This is a genomic window from Sphingomonas hylomeconis (assembly GCF_025370105.1).
Taxonomy (GTDB): domain Bacteria; phylum Pseudomonadota; class Alphaproteobacteria; order Sphingomonadales; family Sphingomonadaceae; genus Sphingomonas; species Sphingomonas hylomeconis.
On sequence record NZ_JANQBK010000004.1, the window covers coordinates 208,054 to 232,004 of the forward strand.

A 23,951-nucleotide genomic window follows, 5' to 3' on the forward strand; every position below is an offset into this window, starting at 1 on the left:
CGGACAATGCCGGACAGGATGATCGGCGCGGGCTGGCATGGCCCGGGCAAGCTCGGCGCGGCGGGCAGCGGACGCCCGACCGCCCATGACATCGCCACGCGCATGCTGGCGTTCAATACCGCGCGCGATGCGGCGTTCGCGCCTTACGGCATGGTCGTCAACGATATCGCCTGGGAATTGATGCTCCGCATGTTCGTGGCGCAGGAACGCGGCGTACGGCTGACGGTGCAGCAATTGTGCGGCGACGTGGCGACGCCGCGCGGCGTATCGCTGCGCTGGGCGCGCGCGCTGCAGGCCAATGGCCTGCTCGATTATGACGAGCGCGCGGGCCTGAGCGCGCAGGTCCGCCTGCCCGTGGTGGCGGCGCAAGTGTTGCGCCAGTTGCTGGAGGCCTAGTCACGGCGTGCCAAGCGCGCTGCGATGCGATACGCCCCGCCGCGTGCCGACCTCATACGCCATCGCCATCGGATCGAACCGCCGCGGCCGCCACGGTGCGCCGGCGCGCGAAGTCGCGGCGGCGATCGCCGCGCTGGATCCGGTCCACGTCTCGCCGATTCTCCTTACCGCGCCGCTCGGCCCGTCGATCCGGCGATTCGCCAATGCCGCGCTGTTGATCGAATCGGACGAGACGCCGGCCGTGCTGCTCGCGCGGCTCAAGGCCATCGAACGCGATTTCGGCCGGCGCCGCGGGCAGCGCTGGGGCGCGCGCGTGATCGATCTCGATATCGTCCTGTGGTCCGGCGGAACATGGCGCGATTCCGCGCTCACCGTGCCGCATGTCGCCTTTCGCGCGCGCCGCTTCGTGCTCGATTGCCTGGTGCATATCGCGCCCGCCTGGCGCGATCCCGTCACCGGTCTTTCGGTGCGTCAGCTGACATACCGGGCACAAGCGGTTGACCGCAGGCGCCCTCGTCCGTAACGCGCATCCCTTGGTCGGGCCCGTAGCTCAGTTGGTAGAGCAACGGACTTTTAATCTGTAGGTCTCGGGTTCGAATCCCGACGGGCCCACCAAGTCAGGCGCATGCGATGACCGCCCCCCTCTCCGCCACCGTGCATACGATCCACGCCGAAGGCGCGGATGCGCGCGGCGTGGTGCCGGGCAACGTCCGCCATCCGCCATGGCTGCTGATCTCCGGCGCCGCGCTGGGGCTGGCGATCCTGCTGGTCGGCGCGGTCGGCGCGCTGATCGATCGCGGCTGGGAGCTGAACGTCGATCGCGCGATCATGCTGTGGACGCGGCACGGCAGCGCGCACGGCGTGCCGATCGGCCCGCGCTGGGTGCGCGCGGCGATGGTCGATCTGACCGCGCTGGGCGGCGTCACGGTGCTCACCGCGATCACGGCGATCGCGGTCGGCTTTCTCGCGCTCAAGCGGCTGTGGCTGACGATGTGGCTGGTGCTCGGCGGCACGGTCAGCGGCGCGATCGCCGTGGCGGTGGCCAAGGGCATCGTCGCGCGGCCGCGCCCGGCGATCGTCGATCATCTCGTCACCGTCTCCTCGGCCAGCTTCCCCAGCGGCCATGCGACGAGCAGCGCGATCGTCTATCTCACGCTCGCCGCCCTGGTCATGCAGATCGTGCCGGGGCGCGTGGTGCGTGGCTATATCATGGGCGTGGCCGGGCTGTTGGTCGTCGCGATCGGCTGCAGCCGCGTCTATCTCGGCGTGCACTGGCCAAGCGACGTGCTGACCGGCTGGAGCTTCGGCGCGCTCTGGGCGCTGATGTGGTGGGGCGTCGGCGCCTGGGTGCGGCTCAGCCGCGCCGGAGGGTCATTGCTCCATCCCGGCAAGTAGACTGCGCGCCGCCTTGAGGTGCGGCGCATCGACCATCCGCCCGTCGAGCGCGAGCGCCCCCGCACCGGGATTGGCGGCGAACAGCGCGACGACCGCGCGGGCATGCGCGATCTCCGCCGCGGACGGCGTAAAGGCGGCATTGATCACCGCGACCTGCGCCGGGTGGATCGCCATCATGCCGGTAAAGCCGTCGCGCCGGCCGCGCGCGGCATAGGCGGCGAGGCCATCGAGATCGCGGAAATCGGGATAGACCGTCTCGATCGCCGGCACGCCCGCCGCGTGGGCGCCGAACAGCGTGAGCGAGCGCGCGAGCTGGTACGGCGCGGTATAGCTGCCATCGGCTTCGCGCGCGGTGGCGGCGCCGATCGCCGCGGGCAGATCCTCCGCCCCCCAGGTCAGGCCGGCCAGCCGCGGCGTGACGCCGCCATAGCTGCCGAGCGCGAAGATCGCCGCCGGGGTCTCGGTGGCGATCGGCAGGATCAGCGTCTCGCCCGACAGCTGCCGGGCGAGCGCGGCGAGCGACGCCCCGCCTTCGGCCTTGGGCAGCACGATGCCATCGGGGCGCGCCGGCAGGATCGCGGCGAGATCGTCCCCGGCTAAGCCGCTGTCGAGCGGGTTGATGCGCACGAAACAGAGCGTGGCCGCCGCTGTGCGGTGCTGCAGGAAGGCGGCGACCGCGGCGCGCGCGGCGGGCTTGTTGGGCGGGGCAACGGCATCCTCGAGATCGAGAATCAGCGCGTCGGCCGCGAGCCCGAGCGCCTTCTCCATCCGATCGGGCCGATCGCCGGGCACGAAGAGCAGTGAGCGCAGGCGGGGCATCGGCAATCCGTTCGTCTGGGGGAACGGCCATCCTAGTCTTGGACGAGCCGTTGCGAAAGCGCGGCGAATATCCTTGTGACATTGTATCATCACATCTATGGCGCCTGTCGAGATTACGACAAAGGGCCTTACATGATTCGTTCGCTTCTGCTCGCCGGCACCGCGCTGACTATTTCGCTGCCCGCCATGGCGCAGTCCACCCCCGCGCCGGCGCGGGCCGAGCAGCAGGACATCATCGTCACCGCGCCGGTGCAGCGCAGCGAGACCGACGTGCTGCAGGGCACCTCGATCCTCACCGGCGAGGAGCTGACGCGCGAACTCAGGCCAACGATCGGCGAGACGCTGGCGCGCCAGCCGGGCGTATCCGCCTCGTCGTTCGGCCCCAATGCCTCGCGCCCGATCCTGCGCGGCTTCCAGGGCGAGCGCATCCGCGTGCTGACCGACGGGATCGGCTCGATCGACGTGTCGAACACCTCGGCCGATCACGCCGTGATCATCGATCCGCTGCTCGCCGAGCGGATCGAGGTGCTGCGCGGGCCGTCCGCCTTGCTGTTCGGCTCGTCGGCGGTGGGCGGGGTGGTCAATGTCGTCGATACGCGCATCCCGCGCAGCGTGCCGGCCAATGGCTACCGGCTGAACGGCATCGCCAATTACGGCTCGGCCTCGGACGAGCGCTCGGGCGGGCTGGCCGGCGACGTGGCGGTCGGCGAGCATCTCGTGCTGCATGCCGACGGTTCGTACCTCAAGACCGGCGACCTGCGCACCGGCAAGGGCTATCTGCTGTCGAAGAGTGCGCGCGCCGATGCGCTGTCGCAGGTCGGCCTGCCGCAGGACGCCGAGGAGCCGATCGATTTCGCGGCCTCAGCCAATCTGCGCCGCCGCCTGCCCAATTCGGCAGCGGAAACCTGGACCGCCGGCGTCGGCGCGGCGATCATCACCGATACCGGCACGCTCGGCATCTCCTACAGTCATTATGACAGCCTGTACGGTGTGCCGCTCCGCTATGCGACCGAGGTCGGCCAGGAGCAGGAAGCGCCGCGGCTCGACGTGGTGCAGAACCGCGTCGATCTGCGCGCCGAGGTGAATACCGGCGGCGGCTTCCTCGACAAGATCCGGCTGCGCGCCGGCCAGGCAAGCTATCGCCATTTCGAGCTGGAAGAGGACAATTCGGTCGGCACCGCCTTTTTCAACAAGGGACTCGAGGGGCGGCTCGAACTGGTCCAGGCCAATCGCGGCGGCTGGCAAGGCGCGAGCGGGGTGCAGTTCTTCAACCGGATCTTCGACGTGAAGGGGGACGAGGCGTTCCTGCCCAAGAACGAGACCAACCAAACCGGCATCTTCACGCTGCAGCAATACAGTTCGGGCGCGTTCAAGGCCGAGGGCGGCCTGCGCTATGAAACCAGTTCCGCCGCGGCGCGCACGCCGGCGGGCGACGAGCGTTTCTTCCGCGGCGAGCGCGATTTCCAGGCGGTGTCCGGCTCGATCGGCGCCTCGTACGGCGTGACCGATACGGTGCGCTTCGGGCTCAATCTGTCGCACACCGAACGCGCGCCGTCGGCGGAGGAATTGTTCGCCAATGGCGGGCATGCCGGCACGCAGGCCTATGAACTGGGCAACCCCGATTTCCGGCTCGAGAAATCGAACGGGGTGGAAGCGACGATGCACGTGCACGGCGACGGGTTCAGCATCGACGCCTCGGCCTATTACACCAAATTCTCCAACTACATTTCGGAGAACCAGGTCGATCAGGCCGTGTGCGAGGCGGCGGCGGCGCCGTCCGGTCGCGAGGTCGATCTGCCCTGCTTCCAGTATCAGCAGCGCGATGCACGCTATTACGGCTTCGAGGCGGATGCCTCGCTGCGCCTGGCGACGCTCGGGCAGTACACGATCAACGCCGATCTGCTCGGCGATTATGTCCGCGCCAACATCATCGATCAGGGCAATGTCCCGCGTATCCCGGCGGCGCGCGTGCTCGGCGGGCTCGAGGCGCAGGGCGATCGGCTGCAGGGCCGGGTCGAGGTCGAGCATGTGTTCGAGCAGAACCGCATCGCCGCGTTCGAGACGCCGACCGACGATTATACGATGGTCAACGCCTCGATCGGTTTCTCCCCGTTCGGCAAGGGCAGCAAGACCAGCCTGCTGATCAGCGCCAACAACATCTTCGATGTCGAGGCGCGGCGCAGCGCAAGCTTCCTGAAGGATTTCGCGCCGCTCGCCGGCCGCGATATCCGCGCGACGCTCAGGTTCGGGCTTTGACCTAAATCCTCCCCGGCACGGGGAGGGGGACCGTTCGCGTTCTTCACGCGAATGGTGGAGGGGGTTGGCCGGCAACGCGACGCTTGCGGCGCACACCTCTTCCACGCAGTGCGCTGCCGGCCTGCCCCCTCCACCACCCGGCAGAAGAAGCCGGGCGGTCCCCCTCCCCGTGCCGGGGGGGAATCACAGCGCGGCGATCGCCTCGGCGAGCGGTCGAATCTGCTCGGGCTGCTGGTCCCAGGACGTGACCAGGCGGATCTCGCCCTCGGCCCAATCGTAGAAATCGAACCCCTTCGCGCGCAGCGCCGCCGCTTCGTCGGCGGTGGCGCGCAAGAACACCTCATTGGCCTCGACCGGGTGGAGCAGGCGCTCCCCCGCCCCTGCTGCCAGCAATGCCGCGCCGGCATTGGCCAACCGCGCCGTTTCCAGCCACAGATCGCCGTCCAGCATCGCCAGCAACTGCGCGGCGAGATAGCGGCCCTTGGACAGCAGCAGCCCGGCGCGCTTGCGCCGCATCAGCGTGGCGGCGGCGAGATCGCGCTTGAAGAAGATCAGCGCTTCCGCGCTCATCCCGCCATTCTTGATGAAGCCGAAGCTCAGCGCGTCGACCCCGGCGCGCCACGTGACGTCGGCCGGCGAACAGCCGAGATGCGCGACGGCATTGGCGAAGCGCGCGCCATCCATGTGGAAACCGAGCCCCCGCGCCTTGGCCAGCGCGCCGATCGCGGCGACCTCGTCGGGCGTGTAGACGCGGCCATATTCGGTCGCGTTGGTGATCGACAGCGCGTGCGGCTGGACGCGGTGGACATCGTTGGCGATGCTGTCGAGCAGGGTGGTGATCGTCGCCGGGGTGAGCTTGGCGCCCGCGCCTTCCGCCAGCATCAGCTTGGCGCCGTGCGTGTAGAATTCCGGCGCGCCGCATTCGTCATTCTGGATATGCGCATCGCGGTGACACACCACGCCGCCATAAGGCGGGCACAAAGCGGCGAGCGCGAGGCAATTGGCCGCGGTGCCCGAGGGCACCCACAGCGCCGTCACCTCGGTCTCGAACAGCGCGGAGAAGCGCGCGTCCAGCGACTTGCTCAGCGCGTCGCCGTCATAGGCAGTGTCGAGCGTGTTGGCAGCGCCCAGCGCGGCCAGGACGGCGGGGTGCACGGGGGCGGCATTGTCTGAAAAGAAGCGCATGGCATGGGCATTGCGGCGGCGGGGGGTGTGCGTCAACCGGGTTGGACGCCGGCCTGCCTCGGCTCGTCATCCCGGACTTGATCCGGGATCCAATGCGCCGGCCAGGCGGTGCTCTCCCTTCTTGCCCGTTCCCAAGCCGCTTGATGGGTCCCGGATCAAGTCCGGAATGACGGTGGTGGGTGGGGCGGCGTTGGCGCTAGAACTCGTCCTCGGGCGGCTCCTCGTCGCGCAGCGCGCGATCCTCGCGGCGCCGGTCGTCGCGCCGGCCTTCGTCACGATCACGATCGCGGTCGCGGCCGCGCGCGCGGTTGATCTCGATCCCGCCATCGGGCCCGACGCGCAGGTTGAGACCCAGACCCTCGATCTCGCCTTCGGGCAATTGCACGCCGTCGACCCCCAGATCGTCGAACCCGAAGCCGTTGCCGTCCTCGTCCTCGACCACCGCCGGCTCGGGTTCCGGCGCCACCGCCGGCCCGACCTTGAGCGCGCGCATCATGAAGTCGCGCCAGATCCGCGCCGGCAGGCCGCCGCCGGACAGGCCGGCATTGCTGGTATTGTCGTCATTGCCGACCCACACGCCGACCACCAGATCGCCGGCAAAGCCGACGAACAGCGCATCGCGATTGTCCGAGGTGGTGCCGGTCTTGCCATAGGTCTTGATCGCCAGCGCCGCCTGCCGCCCGGTCCCCGTCTCGGCCGAGGCGGAGAGCAGATCGAGCATATTGTCGCGCACCGTGCCGGTTAGCGGGCGCGCGCGATCGGTGAGGCTCTGGTACCAGCTGCGATTGCCCTCCTGTTCCACGCCGCGCGCGCGGACCGGATAGCTCTGCGCTGCGATCGCGGCATAAGCGGAGGTCAGTTCGAGCAGCGAGCCGGTCGCGCTGCCCAAGGCGATCGTTGCCTCGTTGGGAATCGGCGTGGTGATGCCGAGGTCGCGCGCGGCGCGAATCACGTTCTTCACGCCGACCTGCTGCGTCAGCCGCGCGGCGGCGACGTTGCTCGATTTGGCGAAGGCGCGGCGCAGCGTGATGGTGCCGGCATAGCGGCCGTCGCTGTTCTTCGGGCTCCAGTCGGCGATCGTCACCGGCTCGTCCTCGATCGTCGATTCGGGCGTGAGGCCGCTGCGCAGCGCGGCGAGATAGACGAACAGCTTGAACGTCGAACCCGATTGTCGGCGCGCCTGCACCGCGCGGTTGAACGCGCTGGTCTTGTAATCCTTGCCGCCGACCATCGCCACGACGCGGCCGTCGGGATGCATCGCGACGAGCGCGACCTGCGCCTCGCGCAGCCCGGCGCCGCGCACGACGCGCTCGGCGGCAGTCTGCAGCCGGCGGTCGAGCGTGGTCTTGACGGTCGTCTCCTGCGCGATCTCGCCGGCGCGGTCGCGTGCCTCGGGCAGCACCCAATCGGCGAAATAGGTGCCGTCGGGCAGCGGCTTGATGCGGTTGGTGGCGAGCCGCGCGGGGCGCACCGCCGCCGCCTCGGCCGCGGTGATGAAGCCGCCATCGGCCATCGCCGCGACGACCAGCTTCTGCCGCGCCCGCGCGCCCTCGATATTGACCGTAGGGGCGAGCTTGGACGGTGCCTTGACCAGCCCGGCGAGCATCGCCGCCTGCGCGATCGACAGATCCTCCGGCGCACGGTTGAAATAATGTTTCGCCGCGGCGGCGAGGCCATAGACGTTGTCGCCGAAATAGACGTTCGACAAATAGCGCGACAGGATCTCGTCCTTCGACAGCCATGCCTCGAGCCAGAAGGCGATCATCACTTCGCGGATCTTGCGCGCCGCGGTGCGGTCCGAATCGAGGAACGCGTTCTTGGCGAGCTGCTGCGTGATCGTGCTGCCGCCCTGGTTGCGCCCGTCGCTCGTCACATTGTGCCAGAAGGCGCGCGCGATGCCGCGCGGATCGACGCCCCAGTGCGACTTGAAGCGCCGGTCCTCGATCGCGAGGAACGCGTTGGTGACATTGGCCGGCAGCTGCGCGGCATCGACCGGGGGGCCGATGATCGCGCCGCGCCGCGCGATCGGCGTGCCGTCCGAGGCGAGCAGCGTGATGCTCGGCGGGGTGAGCGGTTCGAGCGACTTGGACAAGGGCGCGGTGAAGGCCAGCCAGATCACCGCCAGCACGAACAGCACCACGCCGACCCCGGCGATCCGCACCGGCCAGCGCCAGCGCGACCGGCGATAGGGCACCGGCAGGTTGCTCCCCGGGCCCCCGCCGCCCCCCCCGCCGCCGCCCTCGCCCGGCCCCGGCTCGGGCCGGTACGGATCGTAGCCGGCCGGCGCGGGCGCGGGTTCGCCGCCGCGATCCGGGTGGCTCGACGGGGCGGTAGCGGGAGTGAAGGGGTAAGGACGCATGGCTGAGTTCCGGATCAATCCGCTGGCCGCGCAATATGAGAGATAGCGACGGGCAACTGTATTATCTTAATAGGACAGTTGCGGCAAGCGACTGGACGGGTGCGGCGGGGTGAGGCACATCGGGGACGAGCCGAGCTGCCGGAGTGACATGTTGCGGGTGACCATCAAGGACGTATCCCGCGAAGCGGGGGTGTCGATCAAGACGGTATCGCGTGTGCTCAACAATGAGCGCTATGTCGGCGCCGAAACGCGCGCGCGCGTGCAGGCGGCGGTGGCGCAGCTCAAATTCCGCCCGAGCCTGGCGGCGCGGTCGCTGGCGGGCAAGCGCAGCTTCCAGATCGCGCTGATCTGCGACAATCCCAGCCCCTATTATGTCTATGAGATGCAATCGGGTATCCGCGATCGCTGCGTCGAGGAAGGCGTGCGGATGATCGCCCAGCCTTATGATCGCGATTCGGCCACGTTGATCGAGGATATCGAGAATCTGGTCGACGCGACCAGCGTCGACGGGCTGATCCTGACCCCGCCGGTGACCGATTACGCCGCGGTGCTGGAGCTGCTCGAGCGGCGCGGCGTGCGCTTCGTGCGCGTGTCGCCGGGCGGCGATGTCGCGCTGACCTCGTCGACGTTCATCGACAACGAAGCCGCGGCGCGGCTGATGACCGAGCATCTGATCGCTCTCGGGCATCGCCGCATCGGCATCGTCCGCGGGCATCCGGACTATGCCACGAGCGCGCAGCGCTTCGCCGGCTATGCCGCGGCGCTGGAGGGCGCGGGGATCGCGCGCGACGACACGCTGGTGCGCGCCGGGCGCTACGATTTCGCCTCCGGCTCGGCCGCCGCGGAAGCGCTGCTCGATCTCGCCGCACCGCCGAGCGCAATTTTCGCGTCGAGCGACGACATGGCGGCGGGCGTGCTGGCGGCGGCGCATCGCCGCGGCATCAAGGTGCCCGAGCAGCTCTCCGTCGCCGGGTTCGACGATACCGCGCTGGCGAGCGTGGTGTGGCCGCCGCTGACCACGATCCGCCAGCCGACCCGCGCGATGGGCTATGCCGCCGCCGATCTGCTGCTGGCGGGCGGGGACTCGCCGGCCGAGCGGCGGGAAGTGGGCTATGAGTTGGTGGTGCGCGGCTCGACCGGCGTCGTCTCCCCTCCCTGAAAGAGTGCCGGGTGAACAGCGCCCCGCGCTGTTCAGGTCAGGCCGGGGGCCTGACCGCCCCGGCGCTGGGCGGGGGTGGGTCGATACCCGCGATACGGCCGGGGCTGGCGGGCGGCATCCGTATCACCCGGACGCAACCCACCCCCAGCCCCTCCCTTCCAGGGAGGGGAGCAGATCACCCGACCAGCAGCAACGCCGCGCCGAGCGACAGCAGGAACGCCACCACCGTCGCCGCCAGGATCACGAACAGCGGCTTGGGCCCGGCTTCGAGCAATTGCGACAGCGGCGAGCGGATCGCGGTTGCCGTCACCGCGGCGGCGAGCAGCCCGGCGGCGATCTGCTCCGCGCCCTTGGCCACCACCGGCGGGATCACGCCGAACGAATTGATCCCGGCGAGCACGAAGAAACCGACCACGAACCACGGGATGCCGGGCCCCTTGGCGCGCGTCCCGTCGCCCCGCAGGAACAGGGCCAGGATCGCCAGCACCGGCGCGAGCAGCGCGACGCGGGTCAGCTTGACGATCGCGGCGATGCCGCCGGCGGCGTCGGAATAGGAATAGCCCGCGCCGAGCGCCTGCGCGACATCGTGGATCGCCGCGCCGAGCAGGAACCCCGCCTTGAGATCGCTCAGCTGCAGCGCATGCGCGGCGATCGGGTACAGCACCATGGCGAGCGCGCTCAGCGCGGAAATGCCGACCAGCACCATCGTCAGCTGCGCCTGGCTGGTGCGCTTCTCGCCGAGCGTGGTGGCCAGCGCCATCGCCGCGGAGGCACCGCAGATCGCCACCGCGCCGCCGGCCAGCGTGCCGAACGCGGTATCGAAGCCGAAGCGGCGTGCCGCCAGGATGCCCGCGCCGATCGTCAGCGCGACGATGGCCAGCACGCAGAGCAGGGCGACCGGCCCGAGATCGACGATCTGCCCCGCGGTGATGCGCACGCCGACCAGCACGATGCCCCAGCGCAGCAACGAGCGCGAGGCGAAGGCGAGGCCCGGGGTCAGCCGCGTGTCGGCGCTGAGGAAATTGAGCGCCAGCCCGATCAACAGGGCCATCAGCGTCAGCGGCGCGCCGTAATGATCCGAGATGAACGCCGCGGCGAGCGTGCCCGCGGCGACGATCGCCAGACCGGGGAAATAGGTCTGCCACGTGCCCTGCGGCGACGGCTCGATATCGCCGTACAGGTCGGCCGCCATCGGCAGCGGACGGGTTGCAGGTCTGGCCACTCTCACGTCCCCTTCGTCATCCCGGGCTTGTTCCGGGGTCCACCGTCCCGCATGGCCGCACGACAATGGTGTGCGGCACTGCAGCCTCCGGAACAAGCCCGGGATGACGGTCGGTGGTTTGTCTCTAGCCGAGCAACGTTTGATATGACAACGTTATCGGAAAGCATGATGGGAGCGGATGGATGACGGACACGGCACAGGAGCGCAGGCGGTGGATCATCGTCGCCTTGGTGTTCTTCGCGATCATGCTCAATTATGTCGATCGCCAGATCCTCGCGCTGCTCAAGCCGACGCTGGAAGCGGAATTCCGCTGGAGCGACGGCGATTACGCCAACATGATCTCCGCCTTCCAGTTCGCCGCTGCGGTCGCCTTTCTCGGCACCGGCTGGTTCATCGATCGCGTCGGGCTCCGGCTCGGCTTTGCGCTTGGCGTCGGGATCTGGAGCCTGGCCGGCATGGCGCATGCGCTGGTCGCCACGGTCGGCGGGTTCGTCGCCTCGCGCGTTGTGCTCGGCGCCGCCGAATCGATCGGCACGCCGGCCGCGGTGAAGACGGCCGCGACCTATTTCACGCAGAAAGAGCGCTCGATGGCGCTCGGCATCGGCAATACCGCGCCCAATATCGGCGCGATCATCACGCCGCTCGTCATCCCCGCGCTGGCCGTCGCGTTCGGCTGGAAGGCGGCGTTCCTCGTCGCCGGTGGGCTGGGTCTCGTCTGGGTCGTGGTGTGGCTGATGGTGCGCGTCGAGCCGGTCGCGGCGGATGCGGTCAAGCCCGCGCCGATCAAGTGGCTGAGCCTGGTGCGCGATCGCAAGACGCTGGCCATCGCGATCGCCAAGGTGCTGTCCGATCAGGTGTGGTTCTTCATGCTCGCCTGGCTGCCGGATCTGTTCCACCGCATGTTCGGCCTGCCGCAGGGCACGGTCGGGCTGCCGGTGGCGTTGGTCTATGTGATGGCGGCGTGCGGCGCACTGACCGGCGGCTGGCTGCCGACGCGGATGATGGCGGCGGGCTGGAGCGTCAATCGCGCCCGCAAAACCACGATGCTGCTCTACGCGCTGCTGATCCTGCCGGTCATCGGCGTGCTGTTCGTCGACAGCGCCTGGGCGGCGGCGGGGCTGCTCGGCCTCGGCCTGTTCGCGCATCAGGGCTTTTCCACCAACGTGTTCGGCCTCGCCACCGATCTGTTCCCGGCGCGCGCGGTCGGCTCGACGATCGGCATCGCCGCTTTCTGCGGCAATATGTGGTCGATCGTGCTGATCCAGCTCGCCGCGGTGTCGCTGGCGCATGGCTATGGCTATGGCCCGCTGCTGGCGATCTGCTCCTGCTCCTATCTGCTGGCGCTGGGCTTCGTGCACTTGCTGATCCCGGAGATCGTCCCGGTGGCGGACGATGGGGAGCAGGTGCTGGTGATGGGGCACTAAGAAAATCCTCCCCGGCACGGGGAGGTGGCAGCCAAAGGCTGACGGAGGGGGTGGGCCGGCACCGTACCGCTCGGGGTGCCCCCTCCCCCACTCGGTTGAAGAAACCGGGCGGCCCCCAGTGCCAGGGAGGACGTTCGACGGACCCGTCATCGGCGGTCGATCGTTAGGGTGCGGCAAGGAGATGCGGCATGATGAACGATCCGGAACACCAGAACGATCAGACGAGCGACGACAGCGAGGCGCTGGTCGAGGCGCAGGAGGAAGCCGCCAAGGAGCGCGAGGAAGACGGCGGCTATCAGTGACGCGAGCCCCTCCCCGAGCCGGGCTCGGGGAGGGATTGGCGGTTAGAAGTTCACCCGGCCGGTCACGCCGTAATAGCGATCGGCCTCACGCGGGATGAGGTAGCGATAGCTGCCCCCTGGCCCACCGCTGGTGATCGCGCTGGCGAAGCTCTGGTCGAACAGGTTCTTGACCTGGAAGCTGAGGCGGAAGCGATCGTCATTGTCGACCACGCCGACGGCCAGATCGACCAGGCCATAGCCCTTGATCGTCGTCGCATCGCGCACCGCTTCGGACGCATCGAGCTGCGAGATCTGCTTCGACTGGTACGAGCCCTGCGCGCCCAGCGTGAAATCGACCATGCCGCCGGTGCGGATGCGATAGTCGGCGCCCAGCGACCCCTTCCATTTCGGCGCATAGCCGAGCGTCGTGCCGTTCGGGACCACGCCCGCCGCGCCGCTGACCGGTACCTTGAACTGGTCGATATGCGCATCGGTATAGGCCAGGCCACCGCTGAACGAGAGATCGCGCACCGGCTGGAACACGATGTCGAGTTCGCCGCCGCGGGTCGAGATTTCACCGGCATTGGTGAAGCGCGTGACCAGCACGCCGGCCACGAAGTCCGGGTTGTTGGCCTGGAAATTATGGTATTTGGCATAATAGCCGGCGAGGTTGAGCACGAGCTTGCCGTCGAAGAAGGTGTTCTTCAGGCCGATCTCATAGGCGTCCGCCGTCTCCGGCTCGATCGCATTGGTGCCGGTTGCGGTGAGGTTGAAGAACACGTTGAACGCGGGGCCCTTATAGCCGCGCGAATAGGTCGCATAGGCGGTCGACTGGCGCGCAATGTCATATTGCACGCCGGCCTTGCCCGACCAATTGTCGTTGGTCGTCTTGGCGATAAACGGCACGCCGTCCGAGAAGGCCACTGCCTGTGTCGCTGCGTCCGTCGGGCGTACGCCGGCCGCCACGAGCCGGATATAGGCGTTGTTCACGCCGCGATCGAAATTGCCATTGATGCCGGGGCCGGTCAGCGTCGTGCGGCGGATGTGCGACACGTCGAGTTGATCGCTGGTATAGCGGAAGCCGCCGATCACGCGGAAGCGATCGGTGATGTTGAACGTGCCCTGCCCGAAGAAGGCGAGGTTCTTGAACACCGAGCCGAACTCGGCCGTGCCGGTCGGCCGGGTGACGACCGCGCCGGTGGTGGTGCAGGGCGTCAGCGCGGGGGGGGTCGGCGTGACCGTGCATACCAGATCGTTGCGCGTGAACGTCCGCTCGGTTTCGGCGCGCGAATAGAAGGCGCCGAGCACATAGCTGAAGAACTGGTCCGACGGCGAGGTCAGGCGCAGTTCCTGCGTGAACGTGTTCGAGGTCTGCGGCCCGAAATCGTGCAGCTGGTTGAAGCCGACATAGGCCTGGGGCAGCCAGTCGCCGTCGCGGATCTCCTCGTTGTCATATTCGCGGTACGAACCGATATACGTCACCGTCTGCGTGCCGAGCTGTGCATCGGCCTGCAGCGACACGCCCCAGCTCGTTTCGTTGGTCGAGGTGACCAGATCCTGGTTCACGGTGCGCGACTTGTCGCCGCGGATATCCGGCAGCACGGCAGCGACGGGCAGGACCGCGCCGGTGGTGGCGTTGCGCGGCGTCGTGCCGATCACTTCGGCGCAGCAATCGTCCTTCGACTTGCGGTAATCGGCGATCAGCGTGAAGGTCAGGTCCGGCGTCGGATCGGCGACGATCATGCCGCGCACGCCATAATGTTCATAGCCGTTCACGCGGTCGTTATTCTGCGCGATGTTGCGGATATTGCCGTCGTAATTGCCGTAGAAGCCGGTGAAGCGGCTCTTCACGTTTTCGCCCAGCGGCAGGTCGACCGCGCCGCGCACGCGATATTCGTTGCCGTTGGTGTAATAGCCGCCCTCGAGAAAGCCGCCGAAATCGTCGCCCGGGCGCTTGGTGATGATGTTGATCACGCCGGCGCTCGTATTCTTGCCGAACAGCGTGCCCTGCGGCCCGCGCAGCACTTCGATCCGGTCGATATCGATCAGGTCGCTGAACGCCTCGCCGGCGCGGCTATAGACCACGCCGTCGACGACGGTGGAGATGCTCGGCTCGCCGGCGATTGAGAAGGTCGAAGTGCCGACGCCGCGCAGGAACAGCGACTGGTTGATCGCGGTGCCCGATTTGCGGAAGTTCAAGGTGGGCACGAGATATTGCGCGCCCTCCAGGTTGAGCGCGCCCTTGGCGGCGAGCTGGTCGCCCGAGACGACCGAGATCGCCACCGGCACGTCCTGCAGCCGCTCGCTGCGCTTCTGCGCGGTGACAACGATGTCGCCCGGCGTGGCATTGTCGGTATCGGTCGGCTCGGCGCTCTGCGCGTCGGCGCCCGTCGTCGCCGCGGAAACGCCCGCCGTGCCGCTGTCCTGCGCGAATGACGGTGCTGCGGTCAGCGCCAGCAATGCTGCGCCCGATAGATATAGAGCCTTGGTCATCATCGTCTCCCCAAATTCCCATTCGTCCGATGGGATATGTTTATCTTCATCCTACTGACAGCGTAATCAGGCTTTGTCGTGGCAAAGCGCTGCTTCGCGTCAGAATCCCAGTTCGCTCATCGTCACCACGCGGTGTTCGCGCGCGCTGATCTCCGCGGCGGTGCCGATCGCCACCGCCATCAGGCCGTCGCGCGCACTCACCTCCACCTTGCCGACACCGCGCACCGCGGCGTTGAAGCGCTGGTGCTCGTAAAAGGTCGAACCGTGATGGCTGCCGGCCTTCAGCGCGGTCTCGTCGGTATGGACGATGCGGCGCTCGACCTGTTTGGGGTTCATGAAGCCGGTACGCGGCGAATAGACGATCGCGCCCTCGGGGATCAGCACCTCGAGCCGGGCATCGCTGCCCACCGCCGCGATCTCCTCCTGGTTTTCCGCGCCGTCGGCGAACATCGACAGGTCCAGCATCGCGCGCACGCCATTGGCGAAATCCACCGTGGTATAGCTGTTGTCGATGATATCCGGGCGTTCGCCGCCGTAATTCTCGTCGAGATGGTTCACGTCCATCGCGCCCGAACAATAGACCCGCACCGCCTCGGACTGCACGATCAGCCGCATCAGATCGAAGAAATGGCAGCATTTCTCGACCATCGTGCCGCCGGTATTGCGGTTGAAGCGGTTCCAGTCGCCGACCTTGGGCAGGAACGGGAAGCGATGCTCGCGGATCGACAGCATCTGCAATTTGCCGATCCGCCCGCCATGCACCTCGGCGATGAACTCGGCGGCGGGCGGCATGTAGCGATATTCCATCGCGGTCCAGAACGGCGCATCCGACTTTTCCGCCTGCTCGACGATCCAGCGCGCATCCTCGATCGTCGTCGCCAGCGGCTTTTCGCACAGGATCGCCAGGCCTTCGCCGAACAACGGAGTCAGCACGTCGCGATGCGTGTGATTCGGGCTGGCGACGATCACCGCATCCACCAGTCCGCTTTTCGCCAGCGCGGCCGAATCGGCGAACTGCGTCACGCCGGCGGCCTTTTCGCCCAAAGCCTTGGTCGCCCAGCCGATCGACGTCGCCACCGGATCGGCGATCGCGGTCACCACCGCGCCCGGCGTCACCGCCAGATTGTTGAGATGCTCGACACCCATCATTCCGGTGCCGACCAATCCGTAACGCACTTGCTCTCCCAACGATCTCGCCCTTATATGACAACGATGTCTGAACTCACCCTATCGCCCGAATCGAGGCCGCTCGGCAAGAGCGGAATCATGGTCTCCTCTATCGCCTGGGGGATGTGGCGCTTCGCCGGCGTCTCCGTCGACGACGGCCGCAGGCTGATCGAGGCGGCGTTCGATGCCGGCATCACGCTGTTCGACACCGCCGACATTTACGGGTTCGACGGTGCGGCGGATAAGGAACGCGGCGGGTTCGGCGATGCCGAGACGCTGCTCGGCCAGGTGTTCGCCGAGTCGCCCGGCCTGCGCGATCGCATGGTGCTGGCGACCAAGGGCGGCATTACCCCGCCGACGCCGTACGATTCGAGCCCCGCATATCTCACCCGGGCGCTGGACGATTCGCTGCGCCGGATGAACACCGATCATGTCGAGCTGTACCAGATCCACCGCCCCGACATCCTGACGCACCCGCAGGAAGTCGCGCGCACGCTGGAAGACATGGTATCGTCGGGCAAGGTCCGCGCGGTCGGCGTGTCGAACCACACGATCGAGCAGACCGCGGCGCTGCGCGTGTTCCTGTCGATCCCGCTGGCCAGCACGCAGCCGGAATTCTCGCCGCTCGAAACCGCGCCGATGACCGACGGGCTGTTCGATCGCACGATGGCACACGATGTCACGGTGCTCGCCTGGTCGCCGCTCGGCGGCGGGCGCATCGCCAATCCGGTCACGCCGCGCGAACAGGCGGTCGCCGCCGCGCTGGACGTCAAGGCACAGGCCGCCGGCGTCAGCCGCACGACGGTCGCCTATAGCTGGATCATGGCGCATCCGGCGCGCGTCATCCCGATCGTCGGCACGCAGAATGCCACGCGGATCGCCGAGCTGCGCGACGTATACGGCGTGCGCTGGACGCGTAGCGAATGGTATGACGTGCTGGTCGCGTCGCGCGGGGAGCAGCTGCCGTGAGCCATCCCCCGTGCGAGATCAGCTGGTTCTCGGCTTTGTGCGACGACGATTACGAATTTCTCGGGGTGCCCGATGCCAAGCTGAAATCGAGCTGGGCGCATTGCCGTGACATCGTGCTGCAGGCCGAATCCGGCGGGTTCGACAATATCCTGCTGCCCTCGGGCTATGCGCTGGGTATCGACACCACCGCCTTCGCCGCGGCGATCGCGCCGATGCTCCGCCGCATGGCACTGCTGATGGCGGTACGCGTCGGCGAAAGCTGGCCGCCGCAGCTCGCACGGCAGATCGCGACGATCGACCAGCTGCTCGGCGGGCGCCTGACGATCAACATCATCTCGTCCGACCTGCCCGGCGAGACGCTGGCCTCGGCGCCGCGCTACGCCCGCACGGTCGAGGCGATGCATATCCTCAAGACCTTGCTCAACGGCGAGGCGCTCGATCATGACGGCGAGTTCTGGAAGCTCAAGGTTCAGCCGTCGGGCGTGCGCACCGTTTCGGGCAAGGCACCCCTGCTCTATTTCGGCGGCCTGTCGCCCGACGCGCGCGAGGCCGCCGCCAAGGGCTGCGACGTGTTCCTGATGTGGCCCGACAAGAAGGAAACGATCGCCGCGATCATGGCCGACATGGACGCGCGCGCTGCCGCGCACGGCCGCACGCTGCGCTATGGCTACCGCGCGCACGTCATCGTCCGCGATACCGAGGCGGAAGCGCGCAGCGCGGCGGACCGGCTGATCTCCAAGCTCGACGATGCCGAAGGCGCGGCGATCCGGGCGAAGTCACTCGATTCGACCTCCGCTGGCGTCGCCGCACAGGCGGCATTACGCGAGAACGCCTCGGACGACGGCTATGCCGAGGACAATCTGTGGACCGGCGTCGGGCGCGCGCGCTCGGGCTGTGGCGCGGCGATCGTCGGCGATCCCGATCAGGTGCTGGCCAAGATCAACGCGTACCGCGACATGGGGATCGAGGCGTTCATCCTGTCGGGCTATCCGCACGCCGCCGAGGCCGATCTGTTCGCCCGGCACGTCCTGCCGCAGATCGAGCACGGGCCGCTCGCGCGCTGAACCGCCACGCCGCGCGCGGTTGGCGCTTGTCGCGCGCGCGGATCGCGGGGATAGGCAGCAGACGATGGTTGAGGACGAAATGATGGCCGATAGCGATTCCCAGCCCTTGGTCGTCGGCATCGGCGGCACGATCGGTGGCATCTCCTCGACCGAGCGCGCGCTCAAGATCGCGCTCGAGGCGGCGGGGCGCGAAGGATTTCGCACGCGCATGTTCGGCGGCGCGGAAATGGGCCGCCTGCCGCTCTACGATCCCAAGGCAGCGACGCGCACCACCGAGGAGCAGGATTTCGTCGAAACAGTGCGCGGCGCCTCGGCGCTGATCATCGCCTCGCCCGGCTATCACGGCAGCATCTCGGGCGTGGTCAAGAACGCGCTCGACCTGCTCGAGGAAACCGCGCGCGATGCGACCCGGCCCTATCTCGCCGACATGCCGGTCGGGCTGATCGCCACGGCCTATGGCTGGCAGGCGACCGGCAGCACGATCGCCGCCTTGCGCTCGATCGTCCATGCGCTGCGCGGCTGGCCGACGCCGTTCGCCGCCGCGATCAACACGCAGCTCACCAAGTTCGACGATGACGGCGGCGCCAACGACCAGGCGGTGCTCGATCAGCTGCGCATGGTCGGCACGCAGGTCGCGCGCTTCGCGCCGCTGCAGCTCAAGACCAATGGCTGAACTCGGCCGCCGCCAGGCATTGGGTCTGATCGGCGCAGGCGCCGGGCTGGCCGCCATGCCCGCGCTGGCCGAGGCCTTAGTCGATCTGCGGCTGCCCGGCGGCAATGGCGCACGCCCGACCAGCGGCGATTTCCCGCACAAGGGCGGTATGATCCTGCAGCGCGGCCGCGCACCGCTGCTGGAGACGCCGCTCGACGCGCTCGACGGGCAGGTGTTCACGCCCAACGACCGCTTCTTCGTGCGCTGGCATTACAGCGACATCCCGACCGCGGTGGACGTGCGCAGCTTCCGCCTCGCGGTCGGCGGCGCGGTGCGCCAGCGCCTCAGCCTGTCGCTCGCCGAGCTGCTGGCCATGCCGCGCGTCGAACTGGCGGCGGTGAACCAGTGTTCGGGCAATTCGCGCGGCCTGTTCAGCCCGCGCGTGCCCGGCGCGCAATGGGGCAATGGCGCGATCGGCAATGCCAAATGGGTCGGCGTGCGGTTGCGCGACGTGCTCGACCGCGCCGGCGTCGCGCCGGGCGCGGTGGCGGTGAAACTCGGCGGGCTGGACAAGCCGCCGCCGGGCGCCCCGGCGTTCGAGAAGTCGCTGGCGATCGATCACGCCCGCGACGGCGAGGTGATGATCGCTTATCTGATGAACGGCGCGCAATTGCCCCTGCTCAACGGCTTCCCGCTGCGGCTGATCGTGCCCGGCTGGTATTCGACCTATTGGATCAAGGCGCTCGACCGGATCGAGGTGCTGACCGCGCCCGATACCGGCTATTGGATGGACAAGGCGTATCGCATTCCCGCCACGCCGGGCGCCAGTGTCGCGCCGGGTGCGAAGGACTTCCCGACCGTGCCGATCAACAAGATGCTGCCGCGCGCCTTCTTCACCAATCTCGCCGATGGCGCGAAGGTGATGGCGCGCTCGCCTTTCTACGTCCGCGGGCTGGCGATGGGCGGGGCGCACGGCGTCGCGCGCGTCGATCTGTCGATGGATGACGGGCGCAGCTGGCATGCCGCGCCGCTCGGCCGCGACGAGGGCCGCTACGGCTTCCGCCTGTGGGAAGCGACCGTCCCGGGCCAGCCGGCGGGCGAGTACCGGCTGCTGGCACGCTGCACCAACAGCGCCGGCCAAACGCAGGGCGCTGCGCCGATCTGGAATCCGGGCGGCTTCATGCGCAACGCGATCGAAAGCCTCGCGGTGACCGCGGCATGAGCGGCCGCTCGATCACGCTCGCCGGGCTGGTGCTGTTCGCGCTGCTGGCATTCGGCTGGACCGCGCTCACGCATCGTCTGTCGCCATCCGCCGCGCCCGGCACGGCGGCTTCGGCCCCGTCGGTGTCGGGCGGCGGCATCACGCTCGTCTCCGATACGATCGCTCTGCCCGAGGAAAGCGCCGCCCTCCCGGCCGGCAGCGACCTGATCACCACCAGTTGCACCGCCTGCCATTCGCCCGAGATGCTCACCACGCAGCCGCCGCTCACTGCGGAAAAGTGGCAGGCGACGATCGACAAGATGCGCACCGTCTACAAGGCACCGGTCGCGCCGGCCGACGACAAGGCGCTGATCGCCGAACTGCTCGCTTTGCCGACGCAACGACCGCAACCCGCTGGCAAATAACCGGAACGCCTTGCGCATGTCGTGATCGCGCGGCACCTTCCGCGGATGAAACGCGCGCTCCTCAGCCTGCTCGTGCCGCTTGTCACGGCTGCCCAGATCCCTCCGCCGATCGTCAGCGTCGCGCCGCCGGCGCCGCACGCGGCAATGTCGGCACCAGCGCAGCGCACGCTGCTCGCCTGGCGCCCCGACGCGCAGTGCGACGGCGTCCCGCTCGCCGCCGCCGACTTCCGCCGACCCGCCGTGGCGCTGGCCTGGGGTGCCACGGCGACGCTCAAGCCGATCGACTATCGCTTCACCATCGCCGCCGACGGCCGCACCATCGATATCCAGCGCGACGGCAGCGATTTCGTGCCGTTCGGTGATGATCTCGCCCCGGCGCTCGCCGCCACGCACTTTGCCCCGGGCGCGCCGCGCGCTTGCCGCGTGCGCTTCGTGCCGGAACAGGTTCCGCTGCTGGCGGCGGCGCGCGCCGATCTCATCGCCTATTCGCTCGCGCCCACGATGGGGCCGCTGCCACGCGAGGCGCAGGCCGTGATTCACGGTGCCAATACCTGTCTCCGGGAGCCACGCCCGCAGCCGTTGCTCCAGGCGTTCCCCGATTTCGCCAAGGTCGAAGGCAGGCCGGGAGTCCATGACTGGGCGATGATCGGCTATGATATCGACGCGGCCGGGCGGCCAAGCGCGGTGCGCGTGGTCGAAACCACCGGCAACACCGCCTTGGATGCCGCGTCGATCACTGCGATCCGCGCCTCGCGCTACGCCGGCGGCCCGCGCACCGGCTGCCTGTATCCCTATTGGCATGCGGCCGTGAAACTGGTCGCGCCGCCGATCCCGGACGAGGCCGCGCTGCGCCCGGCAGACGCCACGTGCCCCAAACGCCGCGATTGGACGACCCCGCCCGTGCTGCGCTTCCCCGAGCCCTATCGCCGCCGCGCGATCGAGGGCTGGGCGGTGCTGTCCTATGACATCGCGCCCTGGGGCGAGATCGGCAATATCCGCGTGCTGACCGCGCAGCCCTCGGCCGATTTCGGCACGCAGGCCATCCAGGTGCTGCGCGCCGCCAAGGTCGCCCCCGCCGGGCAAGGCGCGGTCGGCTGCGTTGATCGCGTCAAGTTCGTGATGGGCCCGGTCGGCGGCATCCCTACCAACGAGGAGACGCCGCCGCCGCCCTTCTGACTAGCGCGTCGGCACCGGCTCCGCGCCCGAATAATCGTAGAAGCCGCGCCCTGTCTTGCGCCCGAACCAACCCGCCTCGACATATTTCACCAGCACCGGCGCGGGGCGGAACTTGGGATCGCCCGTGCCCTCGAACAGGACGCGGGTGATTTCCAGGCACGTATCGAGCCCGATGAAATCGGCCAGCGTCAGCGGCCCCATCGGATGGTTGAGCCCGAGCTGGCAGGCGAGATCGATATCGGTGATCGTCGCCACGCCCTCGCCGAGCGCGAAGCACGCCTCGTTGATCATCGGCATCAGCACGCGGTTGACGATGAAGCCCGGCGCGTCGTTAGCGCGGACCACCTTCTTGCCCAGCTTCTGCGCATAGCCCTCGACCAGGGCGACCGTCGCGTCGGATGTTGCGAGCCCGCGGATCAGCTCGATCAGCCCCATCACCGGCACCGGATTGAAGAAATGCACGCCGACGAAGCGCGCCGCATCGGGCGCCGCCTGGGCAAGCCGCGTGATCGGGATCGACGAGGTGTTCGACGCCAGCACCGCGTCCGCCCCCAGCACCTGCCCGATATCGCCGAAGATCTTGCGCTTGATCTCCTCGCGCTCGGTCGCCGCCTCGATCACCAGCCCGCACGAGCTCATCGCCGCGACGCTATCCACCGGCTCGATCAGCGCCAGCGTCTGGTCGCGCGCCTCGGCGGTGATCTTCTCCTTGCTCACCAGCCGGTCGAGCTGCTTGGCGATGCCCGCCTTGCCTGCCTCGGCGCGGTCCTTCGACACGTCGCTGAGCAGCACGCGATAGCCGGCCTGCGCCGATACCTGCGCGATCCCCGCACCCATCTGGCCTGCGCCGACTACACCCACATCCTGCATCGTCTCATCCTCTCCGATCGTCTGCGCCTGCCCTTAGCGCGTTTGCCGGCGCTTGCCATGCCCGGAACCGGCCGCGCGCCGCGCCGTTGGACGCGCATGGCACACGAGCACAAACCAACGCAGAAGATGGCCGCCCAGGCGAAGAAGGGCCTCGCCTTGCGCGAGGAATTCAACCGCGGCGGCACCGAGGTCGGCGTCAAACGCGCGCGGCAGATTATCGACGGCGGCCCGATGTCGGACGCCGACGTCAAGGCGATGCACAGCTATTTCGCGCGCCACGAGGTCGACAAGCAGGGCAAGGCGCACGACTGGGGCGACGACAAGGATCCGTCCGCCGGCTATATCGCCTGGCTGCTCTGGGGCGGCCACGACGGGCGCGACTGGGCCGATCGCCAGCACGCCAAGCTCGACGACTGACCAGGCCGACCGAGCTGGGGCGACCGAGCTGGCGCGACCGAGCTAGGGCGCCAGCCGCGCGGGCTGCGCCTCGGCCAGGATCACCGCGAACAGGCCATCCGGATCGGTCCATTCGGCGATCGGCGTCCAGCCACCGGCGCGCAGCAGGATGCGTGCGTCGCGCGCACCGAACTTGTGGCTGTTCTCGGTGTGGATCGTCTCGCCCGCCGCCATCTCGAAGCCGCGGCCCTCGATCGTGAACGACACGGCCTCCAGCGCTTCGAGATGCATCTCGATCCGCGCGCGATCGTCGTTCCACACCGCGCGGTGACGGAATTTGTCCACGGGAATCGTGCCGCCCAGCTCGCGATTGATCCGCTCGAGCAGGTTGAGGTTGAATGCCGCGGTCACGCCCTGCGCATCGTCATAAGCGGCGGTCAGCACGTGCTCGTCCTTGATCCGGTCCATGCCGATCAGCAGCATCGCGCCCTCCCCCAAAGACGCCTTCATCGCGCGCAGCAGATCGGTCGCGGCATGCGGGATCATGTTGCCGATCGTCGAGCCGGGAAAGAACCCGAGCTTGGGCAGATCGGCGACCTGCGTCGGCAGCGGAATCGGCCGCATGAAATCCGCCTCGACCGGCAGCACCGGCAGGCCGGGAAAGGCCGCCGCCAGCTGTGCCGAGGAATCGCGCAGGAAATCGCCCGATATGTCGATCGGCACATAGGCCGCGGGCGCCACCGCGCCGAGCAGGATCGGCGTCTTGGTCGACGAGCCCGACCCGAACTCGACCACCGCGCGGCCTTCGCCGGCCAGCGTCGCGACCTCCGCGCAGGCGCTGCGCAGGATCGCGGTCTCGGTACGCGTCGGATAATATTCCGGCAGATCGGTGATCGCCTCGAACAGTTCCGATCCGCGGCGGTCGTAGAACCAGCGCGCCGGGATCGCGCGCGGGCTTGAGCCGAAGCCGCGCAGCACATCGGCGCGGAACGCCGGATCGGCCAGCGAGACTTCGCCGTCCTCGATTTCCTGTTTCAGCATG

Annotated in this window: 21 protein-coding genes and 1 tRNA gene; 14 read left to right on the top strand and 8 right to left on the bottom strand. The window is 68.5% G+C overall.

Features of this window, described 5'->3' with window-relative positions; all coding sequences use genetic code 11:
* Nucleotides 1-6: 6 nt before the first annotated feature.
* From NV401_RS07550 to NV401_RS07565, 4 genes are all read left to right on the top strand, one after another.
* Nucleotides 7-396, top strand: coding sequence for a hypothetical protein (locus tag NV401_RS07550; RefSeq protein ID WP_261293787.1), 390 nt, complete (start codon nucleotides 7-9; stop codon nucleotides 394-396).
* 43 nt (nucleotides 397-439) lie between these two features.
* The gene (folK, locus tag NV401_RS07555; RefSeq protein ID WP_261293788.1) at nucleotides 440-919 is read left to right on the top strand and encodes a 2-amino-4-hydroxy-6-hydroxymethyldihydropteridine diphosphokinase; all 480 of its coding nucleotides are present in this window, start codon (nucleotides 440-442) and stop codon (nucleotides 917-919) included.
* 16 nt (nucleotides 920-935) lie between these two features.
* A tRNA-Lys gene (locus NV401_RS07560) sits at nucleotides 936-1,011 on the top strand.
* Nucleotides 1,012-1,026: 15 nt separating this feature from the next.
* Nucleotides 1,027-1,791, top strand: coding sequence for a phosphatase PAP2 family protein (locus tag NV401_RS07565; RefSeq protein ID WP_261293789.1), 765 nt, complete (start codon nucleotides 1,027-1,029; stop codon nucleotides 1,789-1,791).
* Here NV401_RS07565 and NV401_RS07570 read toward each other — a convergent pair.
* Nucleotides 1,768-2,610: an HpcH/HpaI aldolase/citrate lyase family protein gene (locus NV401_RS07570; RefSeq protein WP_261293790.1), complete on the bottom strand. Its 843-nt coding sequence runs from the start codon at nucleotides 2,608-2,610 to the stop codon at nucleotides 1,768-1,770. The two genes, NV401_RS07565 and NV401_RS07570, sit on opposite strands and share 24 nt — an antisense overlap.
* A gap of 132 nt (nucleotides 2,611-2,742) precedes the next feature.
* Here NV401_RS07570 and NV401_RS07575 point away from each other — a divergent pair, with 132 nt between their 5' ends.
* A complete protein-coding gene (locus NV401_RS07575; RefSeq protein WP_261293791.1) occupies nucleotides 2,743-4,866 on the top strand; it encodes a TonB-dependent receptor in 2,124 nt (707 codons plus the stop codon).
* Nucleotides 4,867-5,049: 183 nt separating this feature from the next.
* Here the strand turns inward: NV401_RS07575 and NV401_RS07580 are convergent, their stop codons facing one another.
* Nucleotides 5,050-6,051, bottom strand: coding sequence for a threonine aldolase family protein (locus tag NV401_RS07580; RefSeq protein ID WP_261293792.1), 1,002 nt, complete (start codon nucleotides 6,049-6,051; stop codon nucleotides 5,050-5,052).
* Nucleotides 6,052-6,247: 196 nt separating this feature from the next.
* On the bottom strand, nucleotides 6,248-8,410 hold the full coding sequence (locus NV401_RS07585; RefSeq protein WP_261293793.1) for a transglycosylase domain-containing protein: 2,163 nt from the start codon (nucleotides 8,408-8,410) through the stop codon (nucleotides 6,248-6,250).
* A gap of 148 nt (nucleotides 8,411-8,558) precedes the next feature.
* Between NV401_RS07585 and NV401_RS07590 the strand changes: the two genes are divergently transcribed.
* A complete protein-coding gene (locus tag NV401_RS07590) occupies nucleotides 8,559-9,569 on the top strand; it encodes a LacI family DNA-binding transcriptional regulator (RefSeq protein ID WP_261293794.1) in 1,011 nt (336 codons plus the stop codon).
* A gap of 175 nt (nucleotides 9,570-9,744) precedes the next feature.
* Here the strand turns inward: NV401_RS07590 and NV401_RS07595 are convergent, their stop codons facing one another.
* The gene (locus tag NV401_RS07595; RefSeq protein WP_261294062.1) at nucleotides 9,745-10,761 is read right to left on the bottom strand and encodes a YeiH family protein; all 1,017 of its coding nucleotides are present in this window, start codon (nucleotides 10,759-10,761) and stop codon (nucleotides 9,745-9,747) included.
* A 212-nt stretch (nucleotides 10,762-10,973) separates the two neighbouring features.
* On the opposite strand from NV401_RS07595, the gene NV401_RS07600 reads away from it, so the two are divergent.
* On the top strand, nucleotides 10,974-12,215 hold the full coding sequence (locus NV401_RS07600; RefSeq protein WP_261293795.1) for an MFS transporter: 1,242 nt from the start codon (nucleotides 10,974-10,976) through the stop codon (nucleotides 12,213-12,215).
* Between the two features lie 344 nt (nucleotides 12,216-12,559).
* Here the strand turns inward: NV401_RS07600 and NV401_RS07605 are convergent, their stop codons facing one another.
* The gene (locus NV401_RS07605) at nucleotides 12,560-14,989 is read right to left on the bottom strand and encodes a TonB-dependent receptor (RefSeq protein WP_261293796.1); all 2,430 of its coding nucleotides are present in this window, start codon (nucleotides 14,987-14,989) and stop codon (nucleotides 12,560-12,562) included.
* A gap of 99 nt (nucleotides 14,990-15,088) precedes the next feature.
* Nucleotides 15,089-16,165 (bottom strand): Gfo/Idh/MocA family protein, encoded by a 1,077-nt coding sequence (locus NV401_RS07610; RefSeq protein WP_261293797.1) that lies wholly within the window; start codon nucleotides 16,163-16,165, stop codon nucleotides 15,089-15,091.
* 36 nt (nucleotides 16,166-16,201) lie between these two features.
* On the opposite strand from NV401_RS07610, the gene NV401_RS07615 reads away from it, so the two are divergent.
* The 6 genes from NV401_RS07615 (at nucleotide 16,202) to NV401_RS07640 (ending at nucleotide 21,643) form a co-directional block, all read left to right on the top strand.
* A complete protein-coding gene (locus tag NV401_RS07615; RefSeq protein WP_261293798.1) occupies nucleotides 16,202-17,125 on the top strand; it encodes an aldo/keto reductase in 924 nt (307 codons plus the stop codon).
* Nucleotides 17,122-18,189, top strand: coding sequence for an LLM class flavin-dependent oxidoreductase (locus NV401_RS07620; RefSeq protein ID WP_261293799.1), 1,068 nt, complete (start codon nucleotides 17,122-17,124; stop codon nucleotides 18,187-18,189). The genes NV401_RS07615 and NV401_RS07620 overlap by 4 nt, the downstream gene beginning before the upstream one ends.
* Before the next feature lie 82 nt (nucleotides 18,190-18,271).
* Entirely contained in the window at nucleotides 18,272-18,862 is a 591-nt protein-coding gene (locus NV401_RS07625) for an NADPH-dependent FMN reductase (protein ID WP_261294063.1), read from the top strand.
* Complete coding sequence (locus NV401_RS07630) at nucleotides 18,855-20,063, top strand: molybdopterin-dependent oxidoreductase (RefSeq protein ID WP_261293800.1); 1,209 nt, start codon at nucleotides 18,855-18,857, stop codon at nucleotides 20,061-20,063. Before NV401_RS07625 ends, NV401_RS07630 begins: the two co-directional genes overlap by 8 nt.
* On the top strand, nucleotides 20,060-20,467 hold the full coding sequence (locus NV401_RS07635) for a cytochrome C nitrite reductase (RefSeq protein ID WP_261293801.1): 408 nt from the start codon (nucleotides 20,060-20,062) through the stop codon (nucleotides 20,465-20,467). Before NV401_RS07630 ends, NV401_RS07635 begins: the two co-directional genes overlap by 4 nt.
* A 45-nt stretch (nucleotides 20,468-20,512) precedes the next feature.
* Complete coding sequence (locus NV401_RS07640) at nucleotides 20,513-21,643, top strand: energy transducer TonB (protein ID WP_261293802.1); 1,131 nt, start codon at nucleotides 20,513-20,515, stop codon at nucleotides 21,641-21,643.
* Here NV401_RS07640 and NV401_RS07645 read toward each other — a convergent pair whose 3' ends face one another.
* On the bottom strand, nucleotides 21,644-22,513 hold the full coding sequence (locus NV401_RS07645; protein ID WP_261293803.1) for a 3-hydroxyacyl-CoA dehydrogenase NAD-binding domain-containing protein: 870 nt from the start codon (nucleotides 22,511-22,513) through the stop codon (nucleotides 21,644-21,646). It abuts the gene before it with no gap.
* 96 nt (nucleotides 22,514-22,609) lie between these two features.
* Here NV401_RS07645 and NV401_RS07650 point away from each other — a divergent pair, with 96 nt between their 5' ends.
* Nucleotides 22,610-22,930, top strand: coding sequence for a hypothetical protein (locus tag NV401_RS07650; RefSeq protein ID WP_261293804.1), 321 nt, complete (start codon nucleotides 22,610-22,612; stop codon nucleotides 22,928-22,930).
* A gap of 42 nt (nucleotides 22,931-22,972) precedes the next feature.
* Here the strand turns inward: NV401_RS07650 and egtD are convergent, their stop codons facing one another.
* Complete coding sequence (gene egtD / locus NV401_RS07655) at nucleotides 22,973-23,950, bottom strand: L-histidine N(alpha)-methyltransferase (protein ID WP_261293805.1); 978 nt, start codon at nucleotides 23,948-23,950, stop codon at nucleotides 22,973-22,975.
* Between the last annotated feature and the right edge of the window lies 1 nt (nucleotide 23,951).

Excerpts from the sequence above, each read along its gene's own strand:
- NV401_RS07605 (WP_261293796.1), bottom strand. The coding sequence starts at position 14,989 with ATGACCAAGGCTCTATATCTATCGGGCGCAGCATTGCTGGCGCTGACC.
- NV401_RS07600 (WP_261293795.1), top strand. The coding sequence starts at position 10,974 with ATGACGGACACGGCACAGGAGCGCAGGCGGTGGATCATCGTCGCCTTG.
- NV401_RS07645 (WP_261293803.1), bottom strand. The coding sequence starts at position 22,513 with ATGCAGGATGTGGGTGTAGTCGGCGCAGGCCAGATGGGTGCGGGGATC.
- NV401_RS07635 (WP_261293801.1), top strand. The coding sequence starts at position 20,060 with ATGAGCGGCCGCTCGATCACGCTCGCCGGGCTGGTGCTGTTCGCGCTG.
- NV401_RS07630 (WP_261293800.1), top strand. The coding sequence starts at position 18,855 with ATGGCTGAACTCGGCCGCCGCCAGGCATTGGGTCTGATCGGCGCAGGC.
- NV401_RS07550 (WP_261293787.1), top strand. The coding sequence starts at position 7 with ATGCCGGACAGGATGATCGGCGCGGGCTGGCATGGCCCGGGCAAGCTC.
- NV401_RS07585 (WP_261293793.1), bottom strand. The coding sequence starts at position 8,410 with ATGCGTCCTTACCCCTTCACTCCCGCTACCGCCCCGTCGAGCCACCCG.
- NV401_RS07650 (WP_261293804.1), top strand. The coding sequence starts at position 22,610 with ATGGCACACGAGCACAAACCAACGCAGAAGATGGCCGCCCAGGCGAAG.
- NV401_RS07590 (WP_261293794.1), top strand. The coding sequence starts at position 8,559 with ATGTTGCGGGTGACCATCAAGGACGTATCCCGCGAAGCGGGGGTGTCG.
- NV401_RS07580 (WP_261293792.1), bottom strand. The coding sequence starts at position 6,051 with ATGCGCTTCTTTTCAGACAATGCCGCCCCCGTGCACCCCGCCGTCCTG.
- egtD (WP_261293805.1), bottom strand. The coding sequence starts at position 23,950 with ATGCTGAAACAGGAAATCGAGGACGGCGAAGTCTCGCTGGCCGATCCG.
- NV401_RS07565 (WP_261293789.1), top strand. The coding sequence starts at position 1,027 with ATGACCGCCCCCCTCTCCGCCACCGTGCATACGATCCACGCCGAAGGC.
- NV401_RS07575 (WP_261293791.1), top strand. The coding sequence starts at position 2,743 with ATGATTCGTTCGCTTCTGCTCGCCGGCACCGCGCTGACTATTTCGCTG.
- NV401_RS07595 (WP_261294062.1), bottom strand. The coding sequence starts at position 10,761 with ATGGCGGCCGACCTGTACGGCGATATCGAGCCGTCGCCGCAGGGCACG.
- NV401_RS07615 (WP_261293798.1), top strand. The coding sequence starts at position 16,202 with ATGTCTGAACTCACCCTATCGCCCGAATCGAGGCCGCTCGGCAAGAGC.
- NV401_RS07640 (WP_261293802.1), top strand. The coding sequence starts at position 20,513 with ATGAAACGCGCGCTCCTCAGCCTGCTCGTGCCGCTTGTCACGGCTGCC.
- NV401_RS07570 (WP_261293790.1), bottom strand. The coding sequence starts at position 2,610 with ATGCCCCGCCTGCGCTCACTGCTCTTCGTGCCCGGCGATCGGCCCGAT.
- NV401_RS07625 (WP_261294063.1), top strand. The coding sequence starts at position 18,272 with ATGGCCGATAGCGATTCCCAGCCCTTGGTCGTCGGCATCGGCGGCACG.